We start from the raw sequence: 19,366 nt of genomic DNA, 5'->3' as shown, positions 1-19,366 counted from the left end.
TCAATGCCAGCAGGCAGTGTATCTGTGGAAAGTGAAGGGTGAGATTCTGCGACGTGCTTCGTCATAACCTTACTTTTTTGTTTTTCTGCGGGGAGACTCAAACAAGGCGAAATTTAAACAAAATCGGCAATTTTGCACGAGATTTTGAGGTCTGACGAAATTGCAATACTTTCACAGCAAATGTGCTAAAGCGCCAAGCATTCAAAGCAACCCGTTTGAAACCAAAGCAGCGGTACCCAAAAGAGACATGATGAACGCCTTAAAGCAACTCAATTTGACGCATCGACCACGTCGACTGCGTCAGACAAAAGCCATTCGTGAGTTGGTCTCAGAATCCTGTTTGCGAAAGGAAGATTTTGTCTTTCCGCTCTTTGTGCAAGAAGGTGAAAACATTGCCGAAGAAGTGCCTTCCATGCCGAATATTTTTCGGCTCTCAATTGACAATGCAGTGCGTGAATGTGAGAACTTGCTCAAACTCGGCATTTTGGCAATTGACCTCTTTGGAATCCCTGCTGAAAAAAGTGATGATGCACGCGAGGCGTATAATGACAATGGCATCGTGCAGCGTGCCATTCGCGCCATCAAAAAAGAATTTCCTGAGCTTTGTGTGATGACCGATGTAGCGCTTGACCCCTTTACAACGCACGGGCATGATGGTTTGGTCAGTGATGGTAAAATTCTCAATGATGAAACGGTCGATGTGTTGGCAAGAATGGCACTTTCACATGCCGCTGCAGGCGCAGATTTTGTAGCGCCAAGCGATATGATGGATGGTCGTGTCGGAGCGATTCGCGAAGAATTAGATGATAACGGCTTCATCAATGTCGGCATTCTCTCTTACTCGGCTAAGTATGCTTCAGCATTCTATGGACCTTTCCGCGATGCGCTGAACTCTGCACCAAAATTTGGCGACAAAAAAAGTTACCAGATGAACCCTGCAAACTCAGATGAAGCCCTTCGTGAAATCGAACTTGATATCCAAGAAGGCGCCGATATTGTGATGATTAAGCCCGCACTGGCTTATCTGGATGTCGTGCGGCGCGCAAAAGAAACCTTCAATGTGCCGATTGCCGTCTATAATGTCTCAGGCGAATATGCAATGGTCAAAGCCGCACATGCCAACGGCTGGATCGATGGTGAGCGTGTGATGATGGAAATGCTGCTTTCAATGAAGCGTGCCGGCGCAAGCCTGATTTTCTCATACTTTGCCAAAGAGGCAGCAAAATTACTTTGAAGAGGTGTAGCGAAGTAACTATGGAAGTAGGAGAGTATTTCGGCATAAAAGTCTTACTGAGCATTCTTGGTGTAGAACTTGTCTTAACACTTGCGCTGGCAGTACTGCAACTAAGGCGCCAGAAACAAGTGTCGCCCTATCCGCTGCTTGGTTGGCTTATCACAGGCGGACTGTGCTCAATTGGTGCAGCCCTGACGCTCTTGCAAACGCACGATTTGTACTATGCCTCGCAGGTACGCAAGTGGCCAAGCGTGGAAGGCATTGTGCTTGAAGCGCAGATAGAAGGCAAACGCGGGTTTGTGCCAAAAGTCGCCTACGAGTATCGTGTAGATGGAGTAACCTACACTGACAAAAAAGAACTGTTTTCACCGCAGTTTGGTGGCAAGGATACCCGACGACAGTCGTCGCAGAAAATCATTGCTGAATATGAAAAAGGTAAATCCATTACCGTCTACTACAACCCGAAGCGCCAGCAGAATCCGCTGTAGAAATCGGTGTAACTTGGGCGACATTTATCAAACTTGGTGTGGGCGTGCTGCTCTTTGCAGCATCTGGATTCTTAATACTCTACAAAATCGCGCAACTTCTTTTGCTGAAGCGCACTGTGGCACAAACTCAGACCACAAAACCATTGCCTTGACCTCTATCACGCCTCAGAGCCAAAGGACTTTGTGCAAAAAGCAAAACATTTGTAAATTCAATGAGCAGTATATCGGGGTCAGTCTGGGAAAAATCGGACTGACTTTTGTGTTTTCTTTGCCCGTTCCAAAACAACTCTGGTCGGGCATATTTTTTCACAACGCTAAACTGGACCTGATTATGGCAGAAGCGATTTATCTTACCATAGATGGCTACAAGCGCTTAAAGGAAGAGCTCGATAAACTCAAAAATGAAGAGCGCCAGCGTGTCTTAGAAAAAGTGGCGGAAGCGCGCTCGCATGGCGATTTGTCTGAGAACGCTGAATATGACGCTGCTAAAGAAGAGCAAAATCAACTTGAACTCAAAATCAGTACCTTAGAGCGCAAACTCTCCATTGCTACCATTCTGGACGAGAAGAAAGTCAAAACCGACAAAGTGTATATTCTCACAACCGCCGTGCTGAGAAATTTGGATAACAATCAGAAGGTCGAATACACGCTCGTCTCCGAAGAAGAAGCAGACATTGAGCAGGGCAAAATCTCGGTCAAGTCACCAATTGGTAGAGCGATTCTGGGCAAACAGGTCTCCGAAAAAGTTGAAGTGAGAACGCCAGGCGGCTTAAAACGGTTTGAAGTGCTGGAAATCAAATTCAAACCCTAATTGCACGACCAAATGGGCAAAAGACAAATCATCATTAAGCCTCAAGACCTTAAGCCAGAGCACGTCGGCGAAGAAGTCAACATCGAGATGAGCGACGCACGTGTCTGGCATGGTTATATCACTGCAATTACAGCCGACGAAGTCAAGTTGCGCGATACACGCCAAAAAGATCACTTGCTAAAGCGCGCAGACATCAAGCGCGTTTTTGCCGAGCGCGTAACGGAATACTAATCCTTGCACAAACGTCGGTTTTCAGTTCTCCTGAAAAACACTTAGCATTGTAAAAACTGAAAACCGACATCACTGCTTTTTATGCGTAAAAAATTTGTTGCTGGCAACTGGAAAATGAATAAAACCGTTGCCGGCTCAATTGCTCTTGCCTCCGAAGTACTCCGACACTTGGGCTCAGACTTAGCTTGTGAAGTGGCACTGGCGCCGACCTTCGTCGCACTTGAAGTGGTTCATCAAGTCATCAAAGGTACCCCCATCAAACTGGCAGCACAAAAATTGCCACTATGAAAACGAAGGGGCTTTTACAGGTGAAATCTCTGCAGAAATGCTCAAAAGCGTAGGCTGCGACTATGTCATTTTAGGACACTCAGAGCGCCGGCAATACTTCGGCGAGACCGATGCAATCATCAATCGCAAGGTCAAAAGGGTGCTTAGTGAATCCATGCACGCAATCTTATGCGTCGGTGAAACTTTAGAGGAACGAGAGCAAAACCGAACAGAAGCAGTCGTTGAAGCACAAGTCAGAGGCTGTCTTGAGGGCGTGTCGGCAAACGACATGCAGCGCGTTGTCATTGCCTACGAGCCGGTGTGGGCGATTGGCACAGGAAAAACCGCTACGCCCGAACAAGCCGAAGAGGTGCACCGCTTTATCCGACGCCTCATTAGCACGATGTATTCAGCAGAAGTGGCAGAAAACCTCACGATTCAGTATGGGGGAAGCGTCAAGGGCTCAAATGCAAAAGAACTCTTTGCCATGCCAAACATTGACGGCGGACTGATTGGCGGCGCAAGTCTGCGAGCAGAAGAATTTGCGCAAATCGTCAAAAGCATTGCCTGAGCTGTCGACTGAGAACTGCAAGCAAGAGAGTTCAGACTCTGCAGGCTAAAAGTCGTGCCAGTATTTCATTGCGCTCATGCGCAATGCGTTTGCCGATAAAGACAAAGATGGAACTCGAGCCGCTTTTTCTGAAGTCTTCGTTTTGCAAACTCTCGTAGTCGAAAGTGTATCTGCCCGAAGCAAAGTTGAAAATTGTGGGGTTCTGCATTTCAACAAAATTTACAACCCCTTTGACTCGGTAGTAGTGTCGTGGAAGGGTAGCCAAAAATTCCTCGAATTTTCTTTGTACAAAGGTTTCGCTGCGCTCAAACGCAAAGGTTTCAATTTCATCGACTTCTAGGTGGTAACTCTCCGCACCATGCTCATGGTCGTGATGATGGTGCGCTGAAGACTCTGTATGAAGAGCTAATGTAAAAGGCATGGCAGGCTCGTGCTGCGATTGTCGAGTGCGCTTTTCTTGCATGCGTCGCTCAATTTCAGCATCATACTGCTTTTTAAGCGCTGCCACTTGCGCTTGCAATTCCTCTCGTAGCCCAACATGCTTCGGAGCAAAAATAAGCTCGGGCGGAATGCGCCCTTGCACGGTTCTAAAAATCGGGGCACGCTCGTTCATCTTGCGAATTAAACTCTCGGCTTTGAGCAGGGCGGATTCTGAGCACACATCGACTTTATTGAGCGCAACAATGTCGCTAATCGTAAGCTGGATTTCTGCAACCAGATTCTCCATCAAGTTTTCTTCCAAGCGCTCAGCATCGGCAACAGTGATGATTGTATCCAAAATCAGTCGCTGATCATTCGCAAGCATCATAAAAATTGAAATTGGGTTAGCAATGCCAGTTGTCTCAATAAGCAAAACCTCGGGTGTAACGCCTGAAAGAATGTCCGTAACCGCGTTGGAAAAATCTCCAGAAATGGTGCAGCACATACAGCCTGCAGTGAGTTCAGAAATCGATACATTCTGTGTTTTGAGAATTAGAGTGTCGACGCTGACCTCGCCAATTTCGTTTTCAATGAGCGCGACTTTACGGTCTTTGAGCGAGGTCTCAAGCAAATGCTTGATGAGCGTGGTTTTACCGCTACCCAAAAAGCCCGTGATGATAATCGTTGGGATTCGTTCTTGTTGCATAACACTTTCAAATTTTAAGCAACATAGCAAAATTTGTTGTAAAACGCTTGTGCAAAGCGTATTTTCACGGCGTTTTTTTGAAAAAATTTTCGATAACTTATCCTAACACTCATGTTTGAGAGCATTCGCGCGCAAGACCCCGAACTGTTTGCTGCTATACAAAGCGAGCTCGATAGGCAAACCGAAACTATTGAACTCATTGCGTCTGAAAACTTTGCAAGCCGCGCTGTGATGGAAGCCTCGGGCTCTGTGATGACCAACAAGTACGCTGAAGGCTATCCAGGCAAGCGATACTATGGCGGCTGCGAGTTTGTCGACATAGCCGAAAATTTGGCGCGCGAGCGTGCTAAAAAACTCTTCGGTGCCGAATACGCTAATGTACAACCGCATTCTGGCTCAAATGCTAACATGGCGGTTTTCTTTGCCGTGCTCAAACCCGGCGACCGCATCTTAGGCTTCGATCTCACGCACGGCGGACACCTCACACACGGCTCACCTGTGAATTTCTCAGGCAAACTCTATGATGCACATTTCTATGGCGTAGAGCAAGACTCGGGCAGAATTGATATGAACAAAGTTGCCGATAAAGCACGAGAAGTAAAGCCCAAACTGATAATTTGCGGCGCTAGCGCCTACTCACGCGATTGGGATTACAAAGCATTCCGAGAAATTGCCGATTCGCTGGGAGCATTCTTACTGGCTGACATTGCTCATCCTGCTGGACTCATTGCGACAGGGCTACTCAATAATCCGCTGCCTTACTGCCACTTTGTAACCACAACAACACACAAAACGCTGCGAGGACCACGTGGCGGAATGATTCTAATGGGCAAAGACTTCGAAAATCCGTTCGGTATCAAAGTCAAAACCAAAACGGGCGAGCGCTTGAAGATGATGTCAGAAGTTCTGGATACAGAAGTCATGCCCGGTGTGCAAGGCGGACCGCTGATGCATATCATCGCAGCAAAAGCAGTAGCTTTCGCTGAAGACTTAAAGCCAGAATACAAGGACTACACCGAGCAAGTTCAGCGCAATGCCAAAGCCATGGCAGCAAAGCTTATGGCAATGGGCTACCACGTCATTTCTGGCGGTACAGACAATCACTTAATGCTGATTGATTTGCGCAATAAGAACATCAGTGGCAAAGACGCCGAGCATCTCTTGCATAAAGCAGGCATTACACTTAACAAAAATATGGTGCCGTTTGACGATAAAAGCGCATTTGTAACCAGCGGAATTCGCATCGGCACACCAGCGATGACCACGCGCGGATTCAAAGAGCAAGACTTTGAAGAAGTCGCAGAACTTATCGATCGCGTGATAACAAGTGCAAACAGTGCGAGAATCGAGCAAGTCTGTACGGAAGTGCGCCAAGAAGTAAAAGAACTCACGGCAAAATTCCCACTCTACGACTTTACCGCTGTGTGAAGTCTCTGTCATAGAAGCGACAAAGTATGAGCAGAATAAGTGCCATGCTTAGCGTGATGTGGTCTTGCACCGCAATTGTAGCAAGCACGCTTGCGCAAGAACATAGCAACGGGAAAGTTTTAATGATGGATAGACCAGAGTTGCAAATTGATACACTAACAAAGACGATAACGCTGAGCGGCAGAATCTACCCCAGCAAGTTCAATGCGTGGACAAGTTGGACGAAACATCATCATTTTATTGTCTGGAAAAAAGGCAGAGCTGCACACAATGCGCTGATTGAAACAGATGCAAGCGATGAAGATGTCTTAGATGCGCTGCTTTCAATTGGTGCTGTGCCAGGAAACAATCTCACAGTGGATACATGGGAAAAGCGCGCGGAACTCTCAAGCCCAGAGCCTGACAAGCATGTAGAAGGCTCGCTGATCGATGTAAGTGTAGCTTGGCAAGGACAAAGTCCGATAGGAGCAGCGGAAATTTTCGAAGATAAATTTGGCAAAGGCTTTCTTTTCAGGTTTGGCGGACATCGTGCCTGATACCCGTTTGGAAATCAGGCTGCGTTGTATGTTTGCAAAGCTGTCCCGGCGGCAGAGTAAGCAATGCAAACTATACGATGCGCGATTACCACTATGCGCGCTCGAAATTTGAAGTCAGAAAAGAGCGTTTGCCCAAGGATGGAACACCAGTGCAAGTGAAGTTGAAGTTGCGCGAGGAATAGAAAAGGCTCAGAGCCAGCCGACTTTTTTTGCCCATTCAATTGTCTCTGCAACGCCTTGCTCAAGCGTAGTTTCAGGCTTGTAGCCGAAATGTGATTTGGCTTTCTCAATTGAGCATGTCCAGTAGCATTGCGCGCCCTCGATAGCTTTCTCGCGGTTGATGATAGAGACTTTGCCTTGTGCGTTCGAGAAAGTCTCGTTGAGTGCCGCAACGCCATAGACAAGCCAGTCGGGCAAGGTCAGCGAAATCACGAAAGATTTGCCAAGCGCTTTCTTAGCAGCATTGCCCACATCATCCCAAGTGTAGCTTTCTTCCGAAGCGATAAAATAAGTCTCACCGATAGCTTGCTCACACTCAGCAGCCAAGCGAATACCCCGCACAAGGTCGCGTGCATGCACGATGCTAAGGCGTTTTTCGACACCGAAGCCAAACTTCGGCACAATGCCAGTTTTGACGGTTTTGAAAAACTCCAACATGTCTTTATCGCGCTGACCATAGACAACGGATGGACGGACAATCGTAATGGGCAAATCATTCATGAAGTTTTGGCAGATAAGTTCAGCTTGCAGTTTTGTGCGTCCATACATTGTGAGCGGCTTGCATGGTGAGCGTTCATCGACAGGGCTATCAGGTGCAGGCGAAGGACCAACAGCCGCTTGAGTAGAGATGTGCAAAAACCGCTTGATGTTCGGCGCGGCAACTTTGACAGCTTTAAGCAAGTTTTCTGTGGCTTCAACATTAGCTTTGTAGAATTCTTGCTCGGTGCGCGCTTTGGTCAGCGCCGCTGAGTGAAAAATGTACGCTGCACCTTCAACTGCACGTTGAAGCGTGTCGGGTTGGCTGTAATCGCCTACGACATACTCTACAGGCAAATGGCTAAGGTTATCTTTTGAGCTTTGCGTGCGCGTGAGTGCACGAACCGTGTAACCGCGCTCCAAAAGGTGTTCGACAAGCCAACTGCCTACAAACCCAGTTGCGCCTGTAACTAATGCAATGTCTGACATAGCAGGTTAGAATTGAAAGAAACGAATAGAAAGCCTTAGATGAAGCTAACCATGTTCGAACGCTGCTGGTCTGCAAGTCGAAGCTTTTGCTGATGCAAATTTATCAAAATGTAGTGCAACTTGTGTTACTTTTGCAGTTATCATGCACTGCTAGAAAGTTCGGAAGCAACAAAATCTTAATGCTGAAAAAATTTTGAAAATGAAGAAAAGTTCAATACCTTTGGCGCAATGTTCTTGCTAAGCAAAAGCAAGCTCAGAGATATTCCACAGGTTCAGGTTTATACCTGTATGATATCACCCAAAATCTTCGTAGCTTGTCGTAAAAACAAAACACAAAGCGCATTAGTCAAGAGCGCTTGACTTTCATTGTCAATGCGTTTTTATATTGCAGCTTGTAGTGTCTCAAAGCCCCAATATACTCTAGACTTTATTTGCAAGGCAAGAAGTTGCAGGTGAAACTGTTGCAAAACCGTAACAACTAAAAGAGGCTGACTTTGAAAGTTACACGACATATCCTTTTGGCTGTTCTGCTGTGCATAATTTCTATTAAGGTTCAAGCGCAAAGTGGTATCATTACGAATGCGCTGCCGCCTAGTACGCTCCTAATCAGTGATCGAGAGTTTCTGAACGATCTTTTAGCAAAGGATCGTTATCTGGCGCTTGCCTATGAAAATTTGGTTACACTCTCGGCGAATTTTCAGAAAGAGCCGCCGACAATTGAGCGTCTACGCGCCATCCGTATTGAAGGTTTTGGGCATTTGGAAGGAGAGCAAGGTGAATTCCACAATTTCCAAACCAAAGCAGAATATGAGCGCTTCTATCAGTTCGCACGCTATCAAAGTGTGCGCAATGAACTTAATGCATATAGAAAGACTCTGTTAGCCAGTGCACCACGCTCAACACTCGAAAAAGCCCTGCGTCTCGATCTGAAAAGTGCAACAGTGCGCTACGAAAAAGGTGACTATCCAACAGCAAGACTCTACTTCGAAGATATCTACGAGACCTATAGCCCATACTTCAGAAACCTTGATGATGTACTCTATCTTCAAGCAGAGTCGAACTTTGCAATGAAAGCGTTTGTGGAGGCAAAAAAACTCTATGAGCAATTGCTGCTCACGTTTCCGACATCGCAGTATGCGCCCTATGCTGTGCAGCGTGTGCTGTTTGTGAGCTATGTCTATAACGACGCAAAGCAGTTCCAGAGAGATTTTCGCAAGTATAAGCCCTACCTTAAGCTGGAAAATGAGCAGGACTTCAATACTTTGCTCATTGCAGGAACGATGGACTATCGCAATCAGCAATACGCTCGTGCCATTGAGACGCTCTCGCAAATTCCAGATCGTGCGGAAGCTAAGCTAATGGCGGACCTTGCAATGGGGCTTGCGCATCTTGAACTCAAAGAGATAAACGAAGCAGAAAAGAAGTTCCGTAAAATTTTAGAACAACCATATTTGCCTTGGGATACAAAGCTCAAAGAGGTCAGAAATGCTGCTGCGATTCAGCTAGCGCACATTCACTATGTGAAAGGTACGAAATTTTTAGATGAAGCACGACGGTTTTACACTGGTGATGAGAAAGAGCGTGCTCAGGCAGACTCTGCGCTGCAAGCAGACTTGCGCGAACAGGTGGCAGGTCAACAAATTAGTGTCTATCAAAGACAGTTGATTGAGATCCTGAAAAAAATAGAAGTGCAGGATACCTCAGTAGTCAGTCTTGGCAAAAAGTTGGAAAGCGAAATTTCCGCTGTTTCTACTTCTGAGCAAGAATTGCGACGTTTTAATGAGGAGTTGAGACAACAAGCTCAAAATCTGGATGCTGCAAAGGAAGGCATTGACCGCATTAGAGAGGAATTGGCGGCTGCGCAAGAGGAAGGGCGCTTAGCGGCTGAACAGATTGAACGAATGAGAGCAAAACTTGCGCGCGCCCAAAGAGAAGTGCTCTTCCAACGCTTTAATCTCTACCGCAACTTTGCCCTTGCTGAATTTGCCATAGCAGAACACTATTTTAACGAAGTCAGCCGAGGTAGCCCGGACAAAGACCTTGCAGAATTAGGGCGACTTTGGACACAGTTTAAGACGGGTAAGTATAGAGAAACCAGAGCTGAGATTGAGGATTACTTCAAGAAGTTCCGAATGTCGGAAAATCTCTATCAAGCCATGTTCCTTGCAGGCTACATGACACAAGCAAAGTATCCACAAGACCCGAACTACGCTAGCAAGGACTATAACTTTGTGTTCAATGGTTACACGGCACTCCAGTATGTAGAAAAATTCCTTGCAAAGAAAGCACAACTGAGGCAACACCTTCTAAATGTGCAGTTGGTTGCTGCCTCATCCAACAATCCAAGCGAAGTTGCGGCGGCTACTGAAATAAGTAATGATATCACCAGAGCGATTGAGTTACTTAAAATTGATCGACGCGCAGTTATTGGCTCTGAGACGGGTTTGGTGGCAGACGAGCGAAAACCAGCGTTAGAAGAACTGGCAAACAAACTCAGTGCAGCATCGGGAGCTGGTAACTCGACCATAAAAAGATCGGCTGATGCAGCAAGTACAGCGATAAAGCAAATTCTGGAACTTGCAACGCAATCCGTCTCAAATGAAACACGGCTCTTTCTGACACATGCACCGCTTCTGGTAACTGGAGAACTTTCGGACTACCGCAAAAACTTGGAGTTCTACAAAAAGGTTGCGCAAGAGGAAGTTGTTCGTGCTGAAGAGTTGATTGCGCGATTGCAGTCAGCATCTAATGTGAGTGATGCACGTCAGCAACTGCTGAGTAGTTACTACTTGAACACCGCAAAGGCGTTGCGCACCACAGCTAGCGCAATTTTGACAGCGCTCCATCAAAAAGAGTTTTTTGGTGAAGAAACCATTGAGCGTGCAGGCACAGTTGGACAATATGCAGTTAGTGCGCTAACTTACGACGAAGTAAAGAAACGCAGAGATCAGGTCAAGGCTTACGAAAAGGTTGTTGGCTACTTCAAGACATCCGTCAAAAAGAAGATTAGCCAGTTAGAACTCTTCTTAGAGCAAATCAAAAAAGAAGAGCAAGGCACCGCCGTCATAGTGGTAACCAAAGCAGATCTCTTGCAAAAAGAGTTTGAAGAAGTACTAAACGATTTCAGAAAAGCGTTTTTCATCGGCACAGACTATCTGAAGCTATCGCGTCAATCAGAGCAGAAGAAAGTGCTGCTGCCGTAGGAAATTTCAGATTCTGTTGTAATTTCAGCAATCCTAACAAAACTAAACTACTATCTCTCGGAGGCTAAAATGGCAAAAAAGAATAAGGTGTTTCTTTGGGCAATTATTATCTTGTCAACGATTGTATCGTTTGCGCTGTATTACGGAGTTTTTGGTCCTGCACCTAAAGGATCTTTGTTGCATAACCTGTATGAGGGCGGTCCGCTTGTGTCAGTGCTTATGGCAAATCTCTTGATTCTCATTATCGTGGTAACCGAGCGCGTGATTGCTTACAATAAAGCAAATGGTAAAGGGAATCTGGAAAAACTTCTTAAAGAAGTCAAGCAAGATTTGGAAAGAGGTGCAATCAACGAAGCGCTGCAAAAGTGTGAAAAGCACAACAGTGCAGTGTCGACCTCAATTATGAGCGGCTTGGAACGCTACCGTTCGCTCGATGAAGTGGAGCCGCGCTTCAATGCTAAAATTCAAGAAGTGCAAAAAGCTATCGACGAGGCGGCTAACTTTGAATCTGCACAGTATGAGACGAACCTCACACCAATCAAAACGATTGCGACCATCGCAACGCTGATCGGTCTGATGGGTACAACAATTGGTATGATTCGCGCTTTTAACGCACTTGCTGAATCAGGCGGTACGCCAGACCCGGCGAAGCTCTCAGGTGCTATCTCTGAAGCACTCTACAACACTGCCGGCGGTCTTTTTGCTGCTATCTTGGGTACAGTGGCTTATAACTACTTCAAAGCTGAGATCGACAGCTTCACCTACTTCATTGATGAAGCAGCCTTTGAAGTGATTCAAACCCTGACAATCTCACGCCGTAATCTTATTTCGGAACGTGAGCGTGCACAGTAAAAGACAGTGAGACTGGTGAAGGGCAAGTATAAAACCCTCTTGCCCTTCAAAGCAAAACCTAAACAGAGACGAAACGGATATGAACTTCTTCGGATTTTTTATGCATGGCGGCGATGAAATCGACCTCGCCCCACTCGTGGATATTGCCTTCTTGCTCCTCACCTTCTTTATGATGACTACGGTGTTTAGAGCGACGGATAAAATTCAAGTTGAGACACCGCAATCTAATTCTGCAGCAAAAGAACCTACGAAACGCTATGTCATCGTGACGGTCTCTGACAGCACAGATAAGCATGACACGCAGGTGGTTGTAAATATGGACGAGTACAAAGTGCGTGTTATTGCTTTTCAAGGTACGCCCTATGAGCGCGAAGCAACAGGCACAGATGGTGTGCTGCTGAAGGACTGGAGGAAAGAACTCTATGAAATTCTGCTGCGTGCACGTCAAGCCGATCCAGGTCAGACCATTGTACTGAAGGCAGATAAAAATGCGAAGTTTAGCGTTGTCAACGAAGTGATGATTAAAATGAAGGAAGTAAAGTTCGATCAGGTTCAGATGATTACAAAAATGGAGCAGTAAATGGCAAAAGATGAATTGCATAACTAACTTCTTGGAGAACAAAAAATGGCTGAGGCAACTAGCGATAAGGGACGCACTATAAAAATCAACATGCGCGAAGGAAAAACTAATGCGCAAGCCCGAAAAATCAAGAAGTATAACGAGAAAAGCGATGAAACGTCCCATGTCGACCTTGCACCGATGGTGGACATTGCGTTTCTGCTGCTCACGTTCTTTATGCTTACCACATCGTTTGCGAAACCTAATGTGTTTCAGATGGGATTGCCCGAACCTCCAAAACCAAATGCAGCACCAAGTGCAGTTGATCCGAGGCTGATGCTAACGCTGCAGGTGTCCAAATCAGGTAAAGACGGCGTATTTATGCTCAGAGGTATCGAGAAAGAAGGCAATCAGCCAGCCTATACGAAGTTTGAAGAGGTGCGTGCAAAAGTACAAGCAATCCGCGATGAGATACAGAAGGACCCAAACCTGAGCAAATATGATGTGGTAACAGCAATAAAAATTCATCCTGATGCAAAGTATGAAGATATGATTGAAGTCATGAATGAGGTCTTCGATGCCGGCGTGCGCAAGTGGGCAACAGTAGAACTTAAGCCCGACGAGGCAAAGAAGCTCGAGGAACTCGAAGAGAAAGTGAAGAAGTGAAGTCAGACCCTAGATTGCTGCAATCAAACAAAGAAAAAAATGAAAACAAGAACAAGTGAACTCGGCTCGCAGGTTGTGCTAAGGTGGTACGCTGAGAAGCCTTTTGCATATAAGATCCGCGAAGAGTATCAGAAGCGAATGACGATTGGCTTCATACTTGGCACATCACTCTTTGCCGCTGCGATTTTATCCTATTTCATCTCTGGAGCGCTGTCAGGAGGCGAAGTGATCGAAAAGCGTAAACCCGTAGTGATCAATGTTGCTGCTGATCCACCACCGCCACCATCTGAAGTACAAAAACAAGATGTGGCTGAAGCAAACACAGGTGGAGATATTGGTGGGGAATCTGTTGTAACTTCAAGCCAAGCGGCAGCAGTCTCCGAAGCGGTCTCAGCTGGTGTGGAAGCTGCCTTAGGTGAAGCGCTGGCGTCAGGATTACTGGCTGAAGCAGGTTCAGGTATTCCCACTGCAATGGAAGGTGCAACTGGCGATGCCGGGTTTTTAGGTAGTACATCAGCAGGTGGATTGAGAGGTTTGGGCTCAGTAGGAATTGGAGGGCTTGGAAGCACTGGCCTCGGCGGTGGCGATGGTTCAGGTATCGGATTCGGTGGACAAGGTGCTGGTAGTGGATTGAGCGGACCCGGTAGTGCATCAGGATTAGGTGGCGGTAGCGGCAAAGGCTTAGGTGTGGGACGATCAGGCAAACTGGCACTCAACACAAATTTTGCTAAACTTAATGTGGGCTCGGGCGGACGAAGCAAAGAAGAAATTGCAGCTGTCATCAAAGCTAACCAGTCCGCTGTGTACGCATGCTACGCCGAAGCCCGCCAATCTGGTGACATCAAAGGTAATATGGTGATTCGCGTTCTCATTGCCCCAGACGGTGCCGTACGTGATGCACAAGTTGTCAAAACCTCTATCGCAAACCAGAATATGCAGAGATGTATCGTAGGAAAGATGCGCCGCATGAAGTTCAAAGCGATTAGTAGCAGTACAATCCAGCAGGTCGATATTCCCTACGATTTCAGCGATGCAGAGTAAAAGAGAAGTATCATCCAGATATCCCAATCAACAGGAAGGCACCCCTCTCTTGGAGAGCCTTCCTGTAATTGAAACAGCCATAACTGGAAAAAATTGCTAAGGCTAAATCCAAAGGCTAGATGAGAAAATCGTGTCGTAACATAATTATGCTGCAAAAGTTGTATTTCTCTTGTCTTGCTGCACTCGTGCTTTTCTTGCCTCCCATAGCTGAATCAAAAGAGAAAAGCAAAGAGCCTATTGATACCGCTAGAGTAATGGCTGAACAAGAGCGGCTGGTGGTCCTTTCCAGTATGGTCCCAAAGAATTTTCTGACGGCAAAAACAGGTGATGCAGTAACCGACAACATTTTCTCTAGTTACACTGTCCCTCAAATCCAAGTGATGCTAAGCGAATACGAGAAAAAACTCGAGCGCAGCAAGGTCCAAAAACAACGTATCACGGATATCGGCTTGGAAATTGGGGAGCAATTTCTCAAGATATTTCCCGACAGCAAGGTAATTGACGAAGTGGCTATACGCTATGCAGACTTGCTCTATGAAAAAGTCTCGGATGAGTTCTATGGCAAATACGCCATATACACTGAAGAGCTGCGTAAGTACCTCAGCTCACCTGAGTACGAGCAATATGTGATTGCAGAAGCACGATACGATTCTATTGCAGCCGCTGGAGGAGACACCATACGCAATCCACGACCGACACCTCCGCCGGGTCGACCAATTGCACCCGATCCGCAGCTCGATCGTGTAATTGCCCTTTATGACAAAATCATCAACGATATGCCTGAAAGCCCATATGTCGTTGATGCTATCTATAATAAAGCCTATATCTTGGGCGAGCGGTATGGTGACTACCGTGCCCTAAGAAACCTCAGCGCACGCGACATTAGACAACGCAAAGAGGAAGCGATTGCACTACTTCAGCAACTGATACGCAAATACCCCGATAGCCGCTACACGACTGATGCCTATGTGCTCATCGGTGAGTATCTCTTCAGTGCGCCAAACCGAGAACAGCCTGCTAAAACGCGTGAAGCTATACCCTACTATCGAAAAGTGCTTGACCTAATTCTCAAAACTGGTCAGCGCTCTGAATACTACAATCAAGCACTCTATAAGTTAGGCTGGTGCTACTTCCGACTGGAAAATTATCCAGAAGCCGTCGCCTATTTTACTCAGCTCATTGAGGATATTGAGCAAGCTGAAGAAATCTTCAGCGGCAAAATTATGCCCGACTACATTCGCCCCGACATGAAAAAGGAAGCAATTGAGTACATCGCCGCTTCCTTTATAGAAGAACAAAATCGGATTGACCGAAGCAAAACCGCAATTGAGCGCATTGATAAATTCTACTCTGCGATGCCGCCACGTCGGTACATTCCCCTTGTCTATGAAGAAGTAGGCAAAAAGTATGAAGAACTGTTGGAAAGTGCGGAGAAGATCAACGAAGTTTGGATGGCGCTGCTGAAAAGATTCCCTAATTATGAGCGCGCACCCTTCATTGCAGATAAGGTAATTTACCAACTTAACTTGGTAACGATAAATGGTGAAAAGAAAGAAAAAGAACTTGAAGAGGCTGAGCAAAAACTTTATGAAGAGAGAAAAAATCTTTTCTACAACTACGGCAGAAAGAGCAAATGGTATGCGGATATGAAACGCCGCATCCAAGCGCAAAATCTGGGCATTCCGTTAGATTTCAAAGATCAAAGTGTATTCACGACAGGCTTCGACCCAAGAACATTAGAGTATGCAGACAGTATCTCTAAAGTTGCACTGTTCCAGAATATTGTCTATGCAATTAGCTTCGCACGGTTGCTCGATGGCGAGTTGCCACTGCCACTCGGAAGAGAGTATATGCAGCCGAACATTCCTGACCTGAAGCGCGCTAAGATGTTCTATGAGCAAGCTGTAAAAGATATCGAAAATTACACGGAGATCTTCTCGCGCTACGACTCCACTGCTTACATGGCGCAGTTCCAACGCTCCCTGATCTTGGATTTTAAGCTCAACCGTCCAAAAGAAGCGCTTCCGGGTTATCTTAGCGTCGCCAAAAACTTTGCGTGGGATTACCACCGAAAAGAAGCTATCGGAAACGCCTACGCTATCATTGATTCAATTGCACGCGCCGAAAAAATTGGCTTTTACACACCAGGCATTGATACCACGGCAAACTTTTCAGGCAAACGCGACTCACTGAAAACCGACGAAAAGACATTTTTGGAGATTGTCGATACTTACATTCGTCTCTTCCCGCACGATTCTATCAGCGTCAATGGGATCAAGCAACTAGCGGATTTCTACATCGCCAAAGGATATGTCGATGAGTACAAAGAAGTTAACTCGCGCTTGGCACTCTACTACCCCATTCAGGAAATCTACCCGGGGACACTTGTCAATCTTGCCGCAAACGCATACGAGCTTAAAGATTACACGCGAAGTGAGCAAATTGCAAAGGCAATTTACTACGGACGACGCACAAAAGATCCCAAAGATGCAGAGCGACGAGCCTACGCTTATCGCTTGATCGGTAGTTCTATTGACAAGCGCGCACTGTATTATGTCGGCAAAGAGAACTACTACGCCGCTGCAAAAGAATATGAGCGCATCACGAAAGAAGTGCCGAAGTGGGAAGAAGCAGACAAAGCCGCACGCAACGCTGCATTCTACTATGTTAAGGCGGGCAGGACTGAAGAGAGTGTCAAAATGAGTAACTACCTCTTTGAGAACGCAAACGACCCCAAGTTTAAGGTTGAAGCGCTCAAAGATATTACATTTGCCTATGAACAAGCTAAAAATTTTGATAGCCTTGGCTCATCGTTAGAGCGACTTTATGAATTTGTGAAAACAGACTCTATAGACCTTGCAGAAGATGCACTCTATCGCGCAATTCGCGCCAGAATGGCTGCAGAGAACTGGAAGGAAGCAATTCGCGTCTCCGATAAGTATCTTGGAAAATTTGATACCACGCGCCGTGGCGATGATGTTGCCTTCAATAAAATCGACTTGAATGTCAAAGATGGGAGACCAGAAGGTGTCTTCGAAGCCTATGGCGCCTATGCTGATAAATTTGTCAACAAACCTCGCAGCGTCTTAGCCTACTTCAAGCGTGGCGAAATCTTGGAAGAACGTGGCAATATCGAGGGAGCAAAGGTCGAATTTACGAAAGCTACAGACCGCTACTATGAACTTGCCAAGAAAGATGAAAAAAATACGAAAGCGGTCGCAGGTATTTCTGTCAGCGAAAGCATGTTTCGTCTGACCAGATACTTGCTTGATGAGTACAAGAAAGTGGGGGTTGGTGTAACCCTGAAGCCAAGTGCATTTGTTGCACCACCAAAACCAAAGAAGCAGCGTGAGCAACCCACACGCCTCACCGCACCAAAGAAGCAAACCACGGCAAAGCAAAAGCCAGCTGATAAACCAGCACCGCCGCCAAAACCAAAAGAGCGAGATGTAGTGTATGATACGACAGCGAAATATGCGCTGAGAAGAAAAATTGAAAAGAATATCCTTGAGCTCTATAAGCTCGGCGGCTATCGCTCTATCGATGCGCTATACAACGCAGGATTCGTCGCTGAAAATCTGGCTGACGCATTTAGCAAGATTCCTGATACGCTCGCCTCTATTCGAGATCCAAAAACAGGTAAAGGCATTATTCCCGCAAAGCTAACCACTAACCAGGTGCAGGCTAATGTGGATGCAGCCGCTTTCTACGAGCGTGCGGGGAACGACTACGCAAAAACTTTCCAAGATCTCAGTGCTGCAAGAGGAGACTTTGAGAAATCCGCAAAAGACCTCGACTCAGCCAAGAAAGCGTTGCTCAACCCGAATGATTCTGCGACAGTTGCGCTCCGTGAAGTCGTGGCAAGTATTGGTAAAGTAACTAACCGTGAGCAAGGAGAACTTGCAATCGCAAAACTTGTTCCACCTACTGAAAAGTGGATTTCAAAAGTCGGCATAAATAACGGCTTGGATGTGCCCGACGATGTCTTCCTTGTAACAATTGATGCAACGACAGAGGTCGCAAAGTCAAAAATTTCTGAGATGTACTACAAGGCAGGTAAGCTCGCCGAAAAAATGTCTATACCTACCTTGCCGCAGAAGCCGATGAAGAAGCTAAGAAAACCTCTCGCACATTCGGAAGAGGAAAAAACAAAATCGTGGTTGAACTCGGCGATGTCGTAGAACTCGTACAGCTCTCACAAATTGCGCAGAGATTTGTCAGACCCGCGGCGGAAATTGCAATCAATACGTACCGACGTGGTATTGAAAAGGCAGAGAAATTAAAACTGCAAAACCAGTATGTCGACATGGCAAGGGCGGCAATCAATGAACTAGCTACGAAAGCCGTCGAACGCAGCGATTCACTTGCTAGAGCCTCAAATGCTTTGTTTGACAAGTTAGATAAGCAATACCGCGAAAAACTCGATAACTTGACGGGTCAGCCAAAAGCAAAGGATATTGTAGACTTTACGGTGCTGGCAGCGAAGATGAACTTTATCATCAAAACGAATTATGAACTGACACTAAGCGCACTTGCTGAATATGGACAAGCCCTGCAATTGCTCAAAGATGCTAACGCACCGCAGAATCGATACAATGAAGTTGCCACGCGCGCCTCTCGCTTTATCTACGAAATGGGTGAAGGCAATCGTCAGCGTGCAGAAATGCTGAAGAGAACAGTGAAACAATGGGATGAACTGTCCAAAGCCAATCCTGACAAGTTCTGGTACTCCGACTACGGCTCGATTAAGTATGAACCTATTGCGAATACCTACCAGCAAAGTGCAGGAGCAATTCTGGCGCAGGTCGTGGCACTGCTCGTAGACTTTGAAATTCAAGATGAATACACCAGCAAATCCTTGCTCTCACTTGGCAAAATTGACCCAACGCTCTCTAAGATTATCGGTAAGAAAGGTGAAACTACAATTACCTCATCTGGTGGAAATGATTGGAAAGTTATCGAGCAAATTGAGCCGGGCAAAGAATACGACTGGTTCAGACGCGACTACAACGATGCGGCTTGGAAACCAGTAGTAGAAAATGACGAAACGCAGCGCTTTAAGTATTTCGTCAGAGAAACCGACACGACCTTTGCCACCAAAGATTTAGATGTGCCAGCAAGAGCTATCTGGTATGAACGCGTTGTGCCCGGTGCGCAACCAGCACCAG

15 protein-coding genes and 1 pseudogene are annotated in these 19,366 nt (G+C 46.3%); 14 read left to right on the top strand and 2 right to left on the bottom strand.

From position 1 onward, the window contains the following. The first annotated feature begins 250 nt into the window (after nucleotides 1–250). From CMR00_10630 to CMR00_10610, 5 genes and pseudogenes are all read left to right on the top strand, one after another. Nucleotides 251–1,234 carry a porphobilinogen synthase gene (locus CMR00_10630; GenBank protein ID PIO47400.1) on the top strand — a complete coding sequence of 328 codons (984 nt, stop codon included), beginning with the start codon at nucleotides 251–253 and terminating at the stop codon, nucleotides 1,232–1,234. Between the two features lie 20 nt (nucleotides 1,235–1,254). Beyond that, nucleotides 1,255–1,722 (top strand): hypothetical protein, encoded by a 468-nt coding sequence (locus CMR00_10625; GenBank protein PIO47399.1) that lies wholly within the window; start codon nucleotides 1,255–1,257, stop codon nucleotides 1,720–1,722. 331 nt (nucleotides 1,723–2,053) lie between these two features. Next, nucleotides 2,054–2,533, top strand: coding sequence for a transcription elongation factor GreA (locus CMR00_10620; GenBank protein ID PIO47405.1), 480 nt, complete (start codon nucleotides 2,054–2,056; stop codon nucleotides 2,531–2,533). 12 nt (nucleotides 2,534–2,545) lie between these two features. Further along, nucleotides 2,546–2,764 (top strand): hypothetical protein, encoded by a 219-nt coding sequence (locus CMR00_10615; protein ID PIO47398.1) that lies wholly within the window; start codon nucleotides 2,546–2,548, stop codon nucleotides 2,762–2,764. Between the two features lie 81 nt (nucleotides 2,765–2,845). Continuing rightward, nucleotides 2,846–3,602 (top strand): annotated as a pseudogene (locus CMR00_10610) (triose-phosphate isomerase). Between the two features lie 31 nt (nucleotides 3,603–3,633). On the opposite strand, the gene CMR00_10605 reads toward CMR00_10610, so the two are convergent. After that, nucleotides 3,634–4,728, bottom strand: a complete 1,095-nt coding sequence (locus tag CMR00_10605) for a hypothetical protein (protein ID PIO47397.1) — start codon at nucleotides 4,726–4,728, stop codon at nucleotides 3,634–3,636. A 111-nt stretch (nucleotides 4,729–4,839) separates the two neighbouring features. Between CMR00_10605 and glyA the strand changes: the two genes are divergently transcribed. Then, nucleotides 4,840–6,156 (top strand): serine hydroxymethyltransferase, encoded by a 1,317-nt coding sequence (gene glyA, locus CMR00_10600; protein PIO47396.1) that lies wholly within the window; start codon nucleotides 4,840–4,842, stop codon nucleotides 6,154–6,156. A 56-nt stretch (nucleotides 6,157–6,212) separates the two neighbouring features. Continuing rightward, the gene (locus CMR00_10595; protein ID PIO47395.1) at nucleotides 6,213–6,692 is read left to right on the top strand and encodes a hypothetical protein; all 480 of its coding nucleotides are present in this window, start codon (nucleotides 6,213–6,215) and stop codon (nucleotides 6,690–6,692) included. 189 nt (nucleotides 6,693–6,881) lie between these two features. Here CMR00_10595 and CMR00_10590 read toward each other — a convergent pair whose 3' ends face one another. After that, nucleotides 6,882–7,877 carry a hypothetical protein gene (locus CMR00_10590; GenBank protein PIO47394.1) on the bottom strand — a complete coding sequence of 332 codons (996 nt, stop codon included), beginning with the start codon at nucleotides 7,875–7,877 and terminating at the stop codon, nucleotides 6,882–6,884. A gap of 494 nt (nucleotides 7,878–8,371) precedes the next feature. On the opposite strand from CMR00_10590, the gene CMR00_10585 reads away from it, so the two are divergent. From CMR00_10585 to CMR00_10555, 7 genes are all read left to right on the top strand, one after another. Continuing rightward, nucleotides 8,372–11,080 carry a hypothetical protein gene (locus CMR00_10585; protein ID PIO47393.1) on the top strand — a complete coding sequence of 903 codons (2,709 nt, stop codon included), beginning with the start codon at nucleotides 8,372–8,374 and terminating at the stop codon, nucleotides 11,078–11,080. Nucleotides 11,081–11,149: 69 nt separating this feature from the next. Next, complete coding sequence (locus CMR00_10580; GenBank protein PIO47392.1) at nucleotides 11,150–11,932, top strand: flagellar motor protein MotA; 783 nt, start codon at nucleotides 11,150–11,152, stop codon at nucleotides 11,930–11,932. A 79-nt stretch (nucleotides 11,933–12,011) separates the two neighbouring features. Beyond that, a complete protein-coding gene (locus tag CMR00_10575) occupies nucleotides 12,012–12,512 on the top strand; it encodes a hypothetical protein (protein PIO47391.1) in 501 nt (166 codons plus the stop codon). Nucleotides 12,513–12,557: 45 nt separating this feature from the next. Then, a complete protein-coding gene (locus CMR00_10570; protein PIO47390.1) occupies nucleotides 12,558–13,157 on the top strand; it encodes a hypothetical protein in 600 nt (199 codons plus the stop codon). Between the two features lie 39 nt (nucleotides 13,158–13,196). Next, on the top strand, nucleotides 13,197–14,198 hold the full coding sequence (locus CMR00_10565) for a hypothetical protein (GenBank protein ID PIO47389.1): 1,002 nt from the start codon (nucleotides 13,197–13,199) through the stop codon (nucleotides 14,196–14,198). A 119-nt stretch (nucleotides 14,199–14,317) separates the two neighbouring features. Then, nucleotides 14,318–18,379: a hypothetical protein gene (locus tag CMR00_10560; protein PIO47388.1), complete on the top strand. Its 4,062-nt coding sequence runs from the start codon at nucleotides 14,318–14,320 to the stop codon at nucleotides 18,377–18,379. Further along, nucleotides 18,355–19,366: hypothetical protein (locus CMR00_10555; GenBank protein PIO47387.1), on the top strand; the 1,012-nt coding region annotated here is incomplete at its 3' end. The genes CMR00_10560 and CMR00_10555, both read left to right, overlap by 25 nt.

The sequence above is a fragment of the [Chlorobium] sp. 445 genome (assembly GCA_002763895.1).
In the GTDB taxonomy this organism is placed as follows: Bacteria; Bacteroidota; Chlorobiia; order Chlorobiales; family Thermochlorobacteraceae; genus Thermochlorobacter.
This window is presented reverse-complemented; position numbering and strand designations above follow the sequence as displayed.

Excerpts from the sequence above, each read along its gene's own strand:
- CMR00_10630 (PIO47400.1), top strand. The coding sequence starts at position 251 with ATGAACGCCTTAAAGCAACTCAATTTGACGCATCGACCACGTCGACTG.
- CMR00_10625 (PIO47399.1), top strand. The coding sequence starts at position 1,255 with ATGGAAGTAGGAGAGTATTTCGGCATAAAAGTCTTACTGAGCATTCTT.
- CMR00_10620 (PIO47405.1), top strand. The coding sequence starts at position 2,054 with ATGGCAGAAGCGATTTATCTTACCATAGATGGCTACAAGCGCTTAAAG.
- CMR00_10615 (PIO47398.1), top strand. The coding sequence starts at position 2,546 with ATGGGCAAAAGACAAATCATCATTAAGCCTCAAGACCTTAAGCCAGAG.
- CMR00_10605 (PIO47397.1), bottom strand. The coding sequence starts at position 4,728 with ATGCAACAAGAACGAATCCCAACGATTATCATCACGGGCTTTTTGGGT.
- glyA (PIO47396.1), top strand. The coding sequence starts at position 4,840 with ATGTTTGAGAGCATTCGCGCGCAAGACCCCGAACTGTTTGCTGCTATA.
- CMR00_10595 (PIO47395.1), top strand. The coding sequence starts at position 6,213 with ATGTGGTCTTGCACCGCAATTGTAGCAAGCACGCTTGCGCAAGAACAT.
- CMR00_10590 (PIO47394.1), bottom strand. The coding sequence starts at position 7,877 with ATGTCAGACATTGCATTAGTTACAGGCGCAACTGGGTTTGTAGGCAGT.
- CMR00_10580 (PIO47392.1), top strand. The coding sequence starts at position 11,150 with ATGGCAAAAAAGAATAAGGTGTTTCTTTGGGCAATTATTATCTTGTCA.
- CMR00_10575 (PIO47391.1), top strand. The coding sequence starts at position 12,012 with ATGAACTTCTTCGGATTTTTTATGCATGGCGGCGATGAAATCGACCTC.
- CMR00_10570 (PIO47390.1), top strand. The coding sequence starts at position 12,558 with ATGGCTGAGGCAACTAGCGATAAGGGACGCACTATAAAAATCAACATG.
- CMR00_10565 (PIO47389.1), top strand. The coding sequence starts at position 13,197 with ATGAAAACAAGAACAAGTGAACTCGGCTCGCAGGTTGTGCTAAGGTGG.
- CMR00_10560 (PIO47388.1), top strand. The coding sequence starts at position 14,318 with ATGAGAAAATCGTGTCGTAACATAATTATGCTGCAAAAGTTGTATTTC.